The organism is Polaromonas sp. P1_G4 (assembly GCF_056405475.1).
Genome location: NZ_JBFUCA010000095.1, coordinates 1 through 11,132, shown reverse-complemented (window position 1 = coordinate 11,132; position 11,132 = coordinate 1). Strand labels below are relative to the sequence as shown.

The following is an 11,132-nucleotide window of genomic DNA, read 5'->3' as shown; positions in this document are numbered from 1 at the left end:
CTGTCTTGAGCGTTTTTTTCGCAAACGACGTCACTTCCACGACAGCGCCTTTGGATAACCGAACTCAAGGAAAAACATGAAAGCAGTCATTCTTGCCGGCGGTCTGGGAACGCGCATTTCCGAGGAAACATCTTCGCGGCCGAAACCCATGATCGAGATCGGCGGCAAACCCATCCTCTGGCACATCCTGAAGATTTATTCCGCCCATGGCGTGAACGATTTCGTGATTTGCTGCGGCTACAAGGGCTACATGATCAAGGAGTACTTCGCGAATTACTTCCTGCACATGTCCGACGTGACATTTGACATGAGCAAGAACAGCATGGAAGTGCATCAGCGCAGCGCTGAACCCTGGCGCGTTACCCTGATCGACACCGGCGAAGACACCATGACCGGTGGTCGGCTCGGCCGGGTCGCATCGTATGTCAAGGACGAAGAAGCCTTCTGCTTCACCTACGGCGACGGTGTCGGCGATGTCGACATTACCGCGCTGCTCGCGTTTCATAAGGCGCAAGGCGTCAAGGCGACCCTGACCGCAACCTTGCCGCCAGGACGGTTCGGCGCGCTTGACTTCGAGGGCGACAAGGTGCGCAGCTTCAAGGAAAAGCCCAAGGGCGACGGTGGCATGATTAACGGCGGCTTTTTTGTGCTGTCGCCAGCCGTTCTCGACTACCTCGACGGCGACAATTGCACCTGGGAGCGGCAGCCGCTCGAGTCGCTTGCTGACGAAGGGCAACTCGCAGCGTTCCAGCATGGCGGCTTCTGGCAGCCAATGGACACTCTTCGAGACAAGAATTACCTTGAGGAACTCTGGGCCTCRGGCAAGGCTCCCTGGAAGGTGTGGAAATGACGCCCGAATTCTGGCGCGGCAAGCGTGTCTTTCTGACCGGTCATACCGGCTTCAAGGGGAGCTGGCTGTCCTTGTGGCTACAGCGCCTGGGCGCCGAAGTCACTGGCTATTCACTGGCGCCGCCGACCGAGCCAAGCCTGTTTGATGCGGCTCGCGTTGCCGACGGCATGACATCGTTGCACGGTGACGTGCGCGACCTCGTCGCGCTACGCGAGGCAATGCGTCTGGCCGCCCCGCAGATCGTGATCCACATGGCGGCACAGTCGCTGGTGCGTCACTCGTACGTTGAACCCGTCGAAACCTACGCGGTCAATGTGATGGGAACCGTGAACCTGCTTGAAGCCGTGCGCCACACGCCTGGCGTCAAGGCCGTCGTCAACATAACGACCGACAAATGCTACGAGAACAGGGAATGGCTCTGGGGCTACCGTGAGAACGAGCCGATGGGTGGGCATGACCCCTATAGCAACAGCAAGGGTTGCGCTGAACTTGTCAGCGCGTCCTATCGGGCATCGTTCTTCAGCGCTCAGACCCATGCCCAGCATGGCGTTGCGCTGGCCACAGCGCGCGCCGGCAATGTCATTGGCGGCGGTGACTGGGCCAAGGATCGCCTGATTCCCGACATTCTTGCTGCGTTCGAACAGGGCCGGGTCGTCGATATCCGCAACCCGAACGCCATACGTCCCTGGCAGCACGTGCTTGAACCGCTGCGCGGCTACCTGACGCTCGCCGAACGTCTTTACGACAACGGTCCCGCCTGCGCCGAGGCCTGGAATTTTGGCCCGAAAGATGAAGACGCGCGGCCGGTCGGCGTGATCGTAAGCTGCATGGCCGAACTCTGGGGCGGCAACGCACGTTGGAAGATTGATGCAACCGAGCAGCCTCACGAAGCCAATTACCTCAAGCTCGACATTTCCAAAGCAGTCGGTCGGCTGAGCTGGCGTCCATTGCTCAATCTCGAGACGGCCCTGAACATGATTGTCGTCTGGGCCCGGCGGCGCGGTGAAGGCGCGGACATCCGCGAAACCACTCTGGCGCAAATCGACCATTATCAAACAATGATCCGGCACTGATCGAACGATGCGAAATCTCAAAACCAACATGCGATGTCAGGAAGCGAAAATCCGATGATTTTTATCCTGGGAGYCCGGGGTCGCCTTGGCCACGCTATACACGCCTCGCAAGACCCGGCCCGCGTCGAAGCGCCCGATCATTCCATTTACTCGGAGTGGTGGCGCGACGACGGCGCTGACGAGGTCGCGCGCTTTTTCGAAAGCCGGCACGCCGCCGAAGACAGCGTGGTCTACGTTGCCACAGGCATCATTGATCCTGGTCGCCCACATGACGAGCACGAACGCATCAATTTTTCACTGGCGAAAAATGTGGTTCAGGGTGCAACACGAACCGGGGCGCGAGTCATTACCTTCGGTACGGTCATGGAAAAAGTGGTCGACGACAAAGGGCTTAATCCCTACTATTGGAGTAAAACGAAACTAGGTCGTTTTGTCGAGGAATTTTGCGCGACGAGCCGGCTCGGCTTGCACATACGCCTGCATACCTTGTTTGGGGGGCGGGCGCCGGACCCCTTCATGTTTCTCGGTCAAATCCTGCAGGCTATCGACAGGAACGCCGAATTCAGGATGACGCCCGGCATGCAGTTACGGGAGTACCATCATATTGATGACGAAGTTGCGGCAATCTTCCGGCTCGCAGATTCGCACGCCAGCGGCTCGGTCGAGCTAAGCCATGGCATGCCGGTCATGCTGAAAAACCTGGCCACCTACATTTTTGAGGCGCAAGATCGTCTCGATCTGCTGAAAATCGGCGCCTTGCCCGGACCAGTCAACGACAACTATGAATTTTTGTTCGAGCGTACGCCGGCGCTGGACGGCCTGAATTTCCGCGACACGCTACCAGCGGTTGCAGATTACCTCGCGCAAGTCAAAGAAAGTGCTCGCTGACGTCGGCTCGATTGACCCGCGAACGTTGATCAGCCCCGCTTTATACAACATCAGAATCGGCAGATTTCAAGTTATGCAAAACGCCAAAACCCAAGCTCTTCGCGAGCAAATCTCTGCGCTGGTAGAACAGTACGCCGCAGTCGCATTGGCTCCCGAACCCTTCTTGCCCGGTGTGAGCGTGGTGCCGCCGTCCGGCAAACTACTCGATGCCGCTGAACTCAAGAACATGGTTGAGGCGTCTCTCGACGGCTGGCTCACGACCGGACGCTTCAACGCCGCATTTGAGAAAAAACTCGCTGCATTCATTGGCGTCAAGCACCTCATCACAGTCAACTCGGGCTCGTCGGCGAACCTCGTGGCATTCAGCACCTTGACCTCGCCGAAGCTCGGCGAGCGTGCGATCAAGCGTGGCGATGAAGTCATTGGCGTGGCCGCGGGTTTTCCGACTACCGTCAACCCCATCATCCAGTTCGGCGCGGTGCCTGTGTTTGTTGATGTTGACCGCCTCACACACAACATTGATGCGAGCAAGATAGAGGCCGCTATCGGTCCCAAGACCAAGGCCATCATGCTGGCGCATTCGCTTGGTAACGCCTTCAACCTCGACGCTGTGACCRCACTATGCAAGAAGTACAAGCTCTGGCTGGTAGAAGACTGCTGCGATGCACTCGGTACCACCTACCGGGGCCAGATGGTAGGCACCTTCGGCGACATTGCCACGTTGAGCTTTTATCCGGCCCACCACATCACAATGGGCGAAGGCGGCGCGGTCTTCACCAACAATGACGAACTCAAAGTCATCGCCGAAAGCTTCCGCGATTGGGGCCGCGACTGCTATTGCCCGCCCGGCAAGGACAACACCTGCGGTAAACGTTTCTGCTGGAAGCTCGGTGAACTGCCCGAAGGTTACGACCATAAATACACCTACAGCCACCTCGGCTACAACCTCAAGATCACCGATATGCAGGCGGCCTGCGGTTTGGCGCAACTCGACAAGGCTCCGCAGTTCATCCAGGCGCGCAAGGACAACTTCGCGTTTCTCAAGGAGCGCCTGAAGGCCTGCGAGGAATTCGTCAACCTGCCCGAGCCGACTGAGCACTCTGATCCGTCATGGTTTGGCTTCCCGATCACGCTGAAAGAAAATTGCCCGGTCACCCGGCTCGATCTGCTGACCTACCTCGACCAGAACAAGGTCGGCACGCGGCTGCTGTTCGCCGGCAACCTGACGCGCCAGCCCTACATGAGCGACTGCAACTACCGCATCAGCGGTGATCTGACCAACACCGACAACGTGATGAACAACACATTCTGGATCGGCGTACAGCCCTCGCTGACGCCGGCGATGCTTGAATTCGCCGCACGCAAGATTGAGACCTATCTCGGCGTGAATTTCTAAAAACCATCATGCAAGCTGCCTTCCCTGCCGATGATCTGGATCTGGTGTTGTCTCTGACACCGGAGTTCTGGTCACGCTTTGGCGGGGCCAGGCTGTTCATGACAGGTGGCACCGGTTTCATCGGCAGCTGGCTGCTGCAGTCGCTGCAGCGGGCGAACGACACGCTCGGCAGCCGTCTTGAACTCATTGTGCTGAGCCGAGATCCCGAACGTGCACAGAAAGAGTCACCGCACATGTTCAATCGCCGCGACACCCGGCTGGTCGCGGGGGATATGCTCGACTTCACCGTGCCGGCCGGCAAGCTTGACCTGATGGTTCACGCAGCCGCTGATGTCGGCGATCCGCACCGGGCGGCCGACCCGCTGGCGGTATTTGATTCGATCGTGCAGGGAACGCGGCGCGCGMTCGACCTCGCCGACGCAAGCGGTGCATCGCGCTTTTTGTTGACGTCCAGCGGCGCGATTTATGGTGCCCAACCTGCTTCAATCGAACGAATGCCGGAGACCTATGCATGCGCGCCCGATCTGCTGCAACCGGCTGCTGCGTACGGCAACGGTAAACGCGCGGCCGAATGGCTCGCATGCACCTATGCCGCGCAGTTCGGGCTTGGTGCCTGCATCGCACGCATTTATGCGCTGATCGGCCCAGGCCTGCCGCTGAACGGGCCATTCGCAGCCGGGAATTTCATCCGCGACGCGCTCGCTGGACGGCCCATTGAAGTCAGGGGTGACGGCCGGCCTCTGCGATCATTTTTGTACATGGCGGACCTCTGCGTCTGGCTATTACGCATTCTCGGCACCGGCAAGCCGGGCCAAGCCTATAACGTGGGCTCGGAAAGCGCGGTAAGTATCGCCGAGCTCGCGCAGCATATCGTTCGAGCCTCGGGGGCCGGGCTTGAAGTGAAGATCGAAGCATTGCCTAYCGCCGAACCTGCGCCACGCTACCTGCCCGACACGCGCAAGGCGCGGGAGGAACTCGGCCTTGCGGAATTCACGGGGATCGAGGCCGCGCTGCTCAAAACATTCAACTGGAGTCGTTCATCGATCACATCATGAACAAATTCAACGCCACTCGCATCCGAAGAACTGTCCTGGATATGGCCTATTCCGGCGCGACCGTGCATATCGGCTGCGCATTTTCGATCGTCGAACTGCTCGCCGTGCTTTACCGGAGTCATCTCAGGTTCGATCCTGCGAATCCCGAATCACCCGATCGGGACTACATGGTGCTCAGCAAAGGCCACGGCGTGATGGCGCAGTACGCCTGCCTGCACGAAATCGGATGGCTTGACGACGGCGACATCAGCCAATACTTCAAGGACGGCAGCCGGCTCAAGGGGTTGGCCGATGCCCATATTCCCGGCGTCGAAGCAACGGCCGGCTCTTTGGGGCACGGGCTTTCGGTAGCAACAGGCCTGGCCATGGGTGCAAAGCTCAGCCAGACAGATCAGATCTGCTATGCGCTGGTCGGGGATGGTGAACTCAACGAAGGCGCGATCTGGGAGGCAGCGCTGTTCGCCACGCATTTCAAGCTCGACAACCTCGTCGTGATCGTCGACAAAAACGGCTTCCAGGCAATGGGCACCACCGACGAGGTCATTGCACTCGGCAACATCGAGGAGAAATTCCGCGCCTTCGGTTTCGACGCAGTCACCATTGACGGCCATGATGAAGCCGCTATTGACGCGGCCTACCGCGACGCGCGCGCCGGCCGCAACGGAAAGCCGAAAGCAATCGTCGCGACCAGCATCAAGGGCAAGGGCGTCTCGTTCATGGAGCACAACAACGTCTGGCACTACACACGGCTGACCGCCGAGACCCACGCGGCCGCGATCGCCGAGCTCGGAGGCACAGCATGAGAAACGCATTCTCCGACGCGCTGGTCGCTGCCGCGCTGGCCGACCCTAAAGTGCTGCTTCTCACGGGCGACCATGGCTATGCCCTGTTCGACGCTTTTCGCAAGGCCAGGCCGAACCAATACATCAATTGCGGCATTGCTGAGCAAAATATGGTGGGGGTGGCGGCGGGTCTGGCTAAAGCCGGTTTCAAACCCATCGTTTATGGCCTCGCGGCATTTGTACCGATGCGTGTGCTTGAGCAGATCAAGATCGACGTCTGCTACGAAAACCTGCCTGTGATCCTGATAGGTGACGGCGCCGGGCTCGTTTACAGCCATCTCGGCAGCAGCCACCAGTGCACCGAGGACATCGCCTGCACGCGCGCGGTACCGGCATTGACCGTGTTGTCTCCAGCTGACCGCTTTGAAATGACCGCGACCATGCAGCTTGCACTGCGGCTCGAATCACCGGTCTATATGCGCGTCGGCAAAAGTGATCGCGGTGACGTGCACGACGGTCCAGTCAAACTGCAAGCTGGCGGCATGCTACCGGTGAGTCCGAGAGGGAAGCGCATCGCCCTGCTCGCAACCGGATCCATGGTGAAGACCGCACTCGAACTCATCAAGCAGGGCCTCGACGCAGAAGCCTGGAGCGTGCCGTCGATCAAACCGCTGGATCGCGAGTGCCTGCATTCGATTATCGACCGGGTCGACGCCATCGTGACCTTGGAGGAACATTCGGTCATGGGCGGACTAGGTGCCTGCATCACCGAAGAAGTTACCGCCTACCGGCCGCTGCCGGTCTGCCGCATTGGCATCAAGGACCGCTTCTCGTCGCTCTGCGGCACCTGGGATTACCTGCTGCATGAGCATGGGCTCGACCTTCCGAGCGTGCGACAAAGCGTCGAGGCCTTTCTCGCTGGCAAGCCGTCCAAACACTGAGTTATGACCTTGAAGCAGGAACTCCCACAACTGTTGCGTCGGCTCTGGCTGCATTTGAGCCTGCGGCGTCGGCGCCAGTTCGCGGGTTTGCTGGCCCTGACGCTGGTCAGTGCGTTCGCCGAGGTGATGAGTTTGGGCGCCGTACTGCCTTTTCTCGCGGTCCTGACCGCACCGGAGCGGCTGTTCGCCTACCCACTCGTCACCCAGGTCGCACAGGCATGGGGTATCGCTTCAGCACAAGGATTAATCCTGCCGCTGACGATTATTTTTGCGGCAGCAGCGCTTCTGGCCGGGGCCTTGCGCATGTTGCTACTCTGGGCTGGCATGCGCCTGGGCCTGACCAGCGGTTCCGATCTCAGCACCGAACTCTATCGGCGCACCCTCTACCAGCCCTATCAGGTACATGTCTCGCGCAACAGCAGTGAGGTCATCGCCGGCATCACGCAAAAGGTCAACAGCATAGCTTTCGGGGTGCTGCAACCGGTACTTGTGCTGCTGAGCTCGGTCGTCCTGCTCGCGTCCGTTGTTGCCGTTCTTGTCGTCATCGACCCATTTGCCGCAACCGTCGCCGCGCTGGGCTTTGGCGCCAGCTACACCATCATTGCCGCCATAACCAGGCGCCGGCTCCGGCAAAACAGCGAGCTGGTGGCACGCGAGCAGACGCAGGTCGTCAAGGCGCTGCAAGAAGGCCTCGGTGGCATCCGCGATGTGCTGTTAGACAATGCGCAACCGCTGTATTGCGAGATCTACCGCAAGGCCGATCATCCGCTGCGCCGCGCCCAAAGCGACAGCCAATTCATCAATATCAGCCCGCGCTACGCGATGGAAGCGGTTGGCATGGTGCTGATCGCGGCGCTGGCTTATGCACTCAGTCAGCAAAACGGCGGCGTTGCGGGCGCATTACCGGTGCTCGGCGCACTCGCACTCGGCGCGCAGCGCCTGCTCCCGGCCTTGCAACAAAGTTTCGGGGCCTGGGCCACGATCGTGAGCTGTCAGGCCTCGCTCGCCGAAACGCTGGCGCTGCTCGACCAGCCGCTCCCACCCGAAGCATTCCAGCCACCGGCTGCACCGCTGGATTTCAAAAACCATATTCATTTTGACCAGGTGCGCTTTCGCTATTCGGACACAACGCCGTGGGTGCTTGATGGTCTCGATCTGACAATCACTAAGGGAACTCGCGTCGGTTTTGTCGGTAGCACGGGTAGCGGGAAAAGTACAACACTCGACCTCATGATGGGCTTGTTGCTTCCAACCGAGGGACAACTGCTGGTGGATGGCAAACCGGTCAGTGGCGACCATCTGCGTGCCTGGCAGCGCACCATCGCCCATGTACCGCAGAGCATCTATCTGGCCGACACCAGTCTCGCTGAAAACATCGCCTTTGGCGTGCCAAGGCAGTTGATCGATATGTCGCGTGTACGCGAAGCCGCGCAACAGGCACAGATTGCCGAATTTATCGAAAGCCGTACCGGCGGCTACAACGCGCATGTCGGTGAACGCGGCATCCAGTTATCAGGCGGTCAACGCCAGCGCATCGGCATCGCGCGAGCCCTCTACAAAAAGGCCAGCGTGCTGATATTCGACGAAGCGACAAGTGCCCTCGACAACGCGACCGAGCAATCGGTCATGACTGCGATTGACGGGCTGGATCGCGGCCTCACGATCCTTCTTATCGCACACCGCCTGACGACCGTCATGAATTGTGACGTCATCATTGAACTCGAACACGGAAAGGTCGCTTCGCAAGGCAGCTACGACGAGCTGCTGACACACAGCGCGAGCTTCCGACAACTCGCGCAGGCTTCTCCATGAGCACGATGACCATCCACAACACCACCCTGCCTGATGTGCTGGTGGTTGAAACCACACGATTCTCGGACCTGCGGGGCGCCTTCAGCCGCCTCTTCTGCGAGCGTGAGCTTGCCGAGGTAACCGGAGAGCGTCGCATCTTGCAGATCAATCACTCGCGCACACTGTCAAAAGGTGCGATTCGCGGTTTGCACTACCAGCGCCCACCACACGCCGAAATGAAGCTCATACGCTGCATCCGGGGCAAGGTGTGGGATGTCGCGGTCGATCTAAGGCAAGGCTCACCGACTTTTTTACACTGGCATGCCGAGGAACTCACACCTGAAAATGGCCGCATGCTGGTCGTTCCCGAGGGCTGTGCACACGGCTTTCAGGTGCTCGAGGAAAACAGCGAGATGTTGTATCTGCATACCGCCTTTTACAAACCTGAAGCCGAAGGCGGCCTTGCCTATAACGACCCTAAACTGGCTATCACCTGGCCGCTTCCCGCGACCGATGTCTCGGAAGGTGATCGTGGCCGCCAGCACATTAATCACGATTTCACAGGACTTGCCGCATGAACTGCCGCCATTGCAACACTCCCCTGCAGCATGTATTCCTCGATTTGGGGTTTGCGCCGCCCTCCAATGCATATCTGACCAAGGCGCAGCTTACGCAGCCCGAGGTTCACCTCCCGMTGAAACTGTTTGTCTGTGACCACTGCTGGCTGGTGCAAACCGAGGACTTCACGCAAGCCAACGAGCTGTTCCGCTATGACTATGCGTACTACTCGTCGACCTCGATCAGTTGGCTCGATCACGCCGCACGCTACACCACAGCGATCACCAAACGCTTCGGACTCGGTTCCGAGAGTTTCGTGATTGAAGTTGCCTCCAATGACGGTTATCTGCTTCGCAACTTTCTGCCGCCGGGAATCCCCTGCCTCGGCATCGAACCCACAGAAGGTACAGCCAAGGCCGCAGAGAATCTCGGCATTCCGGTACTACGCGAGTTTTTCGGTGATACGTTGGCCAAACGCCTGGCAGCTGAAGGCAAACAGGCCGATCTCATCATCGGTAACAACGTCTATGCGCACGTACCGGACATCAACGACTTCACACGTGGCCTCAAGTCGGTGCTCAAGCCGACTGGTGTGATCACGCTCGAATTCCCGCACCTTATGCAACTGATCGAGCACAACCAGTTCGATACGGTCTACCACGAACATTTTTCCTACTTGTCACTGCAAAGCGTCAGCCGTATCTTCGACCAGGCCGGCCTGCGTGTGTGGGACGTCGAAGAACTCAGCACCCATGGCGGCAGCCTGCGCGTCTACGGTTGCCACCGCGAGGACACACGCGAGAGTACCGGCGCGGTCGCGCGTATTCTCGAAGACGAACGGCGCCACGGCCTCCGTGACTTGAACACGTATCTGAATTTTCAGCCGAAGGCCGATCGGGTCAAAAACAAGTTACTTACCTTTCTGATCGAGCAAAAGAACGCCGGCAAAAAGGTCGCGGCCTACGGCGCGGCTGCCAAGGGAAATACCCTGTTGAACTATGCGGGTGTCAAGCCAGACCTGCTGGCATATGTTTGCGACGCCGCTCCATCCAAGCAGGGCAAATACCTGCCTGGCAATCACATTCCAATCCTCCCACCATCGGCAATGGCCGAACACCGCCCGGACGTGGTGGTTATCCTGCCTTGGAATATCGCTGCCGAAGTCATGCAACAGCAAGCCCACGTGCGAACTTGGGGCGGCAATTTTGTGGTTGCGGTTCCCGAACTGAAAATCATGGCGTGAATTAAGCATGCTTCAACCACTCGATCCAGTTCGCAATTCACACTGAAAATTAGTACCTTAATGCGTGCGTAGCGCGTCAACACCGATTCGGCTTTTGCCAAAATCTTTCGTCTCTGGAGAAAACAATGTCAAACGACCCTCGTGACCTAAACGGTCAAAAATTACAACGAGCACTTTCGACGCTTGGACGCGATGCCTTGTTGCGCAGACGTCTGATTGACTGGTTGAAGGAAGCAGAAAAAACCTTCGACTATCAAGGTTCGGTTCGCGATGACATTACGGGCCCGATTATCGATGCGCTTCACACCGAAGATGACCGATATGAAAAGACACTGCAGGATGGAACACGCTTTGAGTTTCTCTACCGAACAAAAATTGCGAGGGATTTCATGCTTTCGGAGCGGGAAAATCCTACTCATGTCTGGGAACCTCAAACGACAAGATTACTGCAACACCTGTCCGCCCACAGCGACGGCGATGTTCTGATAGGTGGCGCATATTTTGGCGATCATGCCATTTTATTGGCTCGCCAACTGCAGAAAGAAGACCGTCAGG

Annotated in this window: 10 protein-coding genes and 1 pseudogene; all 11 read left to right on the top strand. The window is 58.5% G+C overall.

Annotated elements, in window-relative coordinates; genetic code table 11:
* Positions 1 to 76: 76 nt before the first annotated feature.
* Positions 77 to 850 (top strand): glucose-1-phosphate cytidylyltransferase, encoded by a 774-nt coding sequence (gene rfbF / locus AC1D1X_RS07020; RefSeq protein ID WP_477668495.1) that lies wholly within the window; start codon positions 77 to 79, stop codon positions 848 to 850.
* Entirely contained in the window at positions 847 to 1,923 is a 1,077-nt protein-coding gene (gene rfbG, locus AC1D1X_RS07015) for a CDP-glucose 4,6-dehydratase (RefSeq protein WP_477668496.1), read from the top strand. The genes rfbF and rfbG overlap by 4 nt, the downstream gene beginning before the upstream one ends.
* A gap of 54 nt (positions 1,924 to 1,977) precedes the next feature.
* Positions 1,978 to 2,811, top strand: coding sequence for an NAD-dependent epimerase/dehydratase family protein (locus AC1D1X_RS07010; protein WP_477698038.1), 834 nt, complete (start codon positions 1,978 to 1,980; stop codon positions 2,809 to 2,811).
* A 73-nt stretch (positions 2,812 to 2,884) separates the two neighbouring features.
* Positions 2,885 to 4,207 (top strand): lipopolysaccharide biosynthesis protein RfbH, encoded by a 1,323-nt coding sequence (rfbH, locus tag AC1D1X_RS07005; protein ID WP_477698037.1) that lies wholly within the window; start codon positions 2,885 to 2,887, stop codon positions 4,205 to 4,207.
* Positions 4,208 to 4,215: 8 nt separating this feature from the next.
* Positions 4,216 to 5,262, top strand: a complete 1,047-nt coding sequence (locus AC1D1X_RS07000) for an NAD-dependent epimerase/dehydratase family protein (RefSeq protein WP_477698036.1) — start codon at positions 4,216 to 4,218, stop codon at positions 5,260 to 5,262.
* Positions 5,259 to 6,065, top strand: coding sequence for a transketolase (locus AC1D1X_RS06995; protein ID WP_477668500.1), 807 nt, complete (start codon positions 5,259 to 5,261; stop codon positions 6,063 to 6,065). Before AC1D1X_RS07000 ends, AC1D1X_RS06995 begins: the two co-directional genes overlap by 4 nt.
* Positions 6,062 to 6,985 (top strand): transketolase family protein, encoded by a 924-nt coding sequence (locus AC1D1X_RS06990; protein ID WP_477668501.1) that lies wholly within the window; start codon positions 6,062 to 6,064, stop codon positions 6,983 to 6,985. Before AC1D1X_RS06995 ends, AC1D1X_RS06990 begins: the two co-directional genes overlap by 4 nt.
* A 9-nt stretch (positions 6,986 to 6,994) precedes the next feature.
* Positions 6,995 to 8,797: an ABC transporter ATP-binding protein gene (locus tag AC1D1X_RS06985; protein ID WP_477668502.1), complete on the top strand. Its 1,803-nt coding sequence runs from the start codon at positions 6,995 to 6,997 to the stop codon at positions 8,795 to 8,797.
* Positions 8,794 to 9,354 carry a dTDP-4-dehydrorhamnose 3,5-epimerase gene (gene rfbC / locus AC1D1X_RS06980; protein WP_477668503.1) on the top strand — a complete coding sequence of 187 codons (561 nt, stop codon included), beginning with the start codon at positions 8,794 to 8,796 and terminating at the stop codon, positions 9,352 to 9,354. Before AC1D1X_RS06985 ends, rfbC begins: the two co-directional genes overlap by 4 nt.
* Positions 9,351 to 10,577, top strand: a complete 1,227-nt coding sequence (locus AC1D1X_RS06975) for a methyltransferase domain-containing protein (protein WP_477698035.1) — start codon at positions 9,351 to 9,353, stop codon at positions 10,575 to 10,577. Before rfbC ends, AC1D1X_RS06975 begins: the two co-directional genes overlap by 4 nt.
* 125 nt (positions 10,578 to 10,702) lie before the next feature.
* A pseudogene (locus AC1D1X_RS06970) lies at positions 10,703 to 11,132 on the top strand (hypothetical protein); the annotation flags it as partial.

Coding starts and splice junctions, on each gene's coding strand:
- rfbG (WP_477668496.1), top strand. CDS start 847: ATGACGCCCGAATTCTGGCGCGGCAAGCGTGTCTTTCTGACCGGTCAT.
- AC1D1X_RS06995 (WP_477668500.1), top strand. CDS start 5,259: ATGAACAAATTCAACGCCACTCGCATCCGAAGAACTGTCCTGGATATG.
- AC1D1X_RS06990 (WP_477668501.1), top strand. CDS start 6,062: ATGAGAAACGCATTCTCCGACGCGCTGGTCGCTGCCGCGCTGGCCGAC.
- rfbC (WP_477668503.1), top strand. CDS start 8,794: ATGAGCACGATGACCATCCACAACACCACCCTGCCTGATGTGCTGGTG.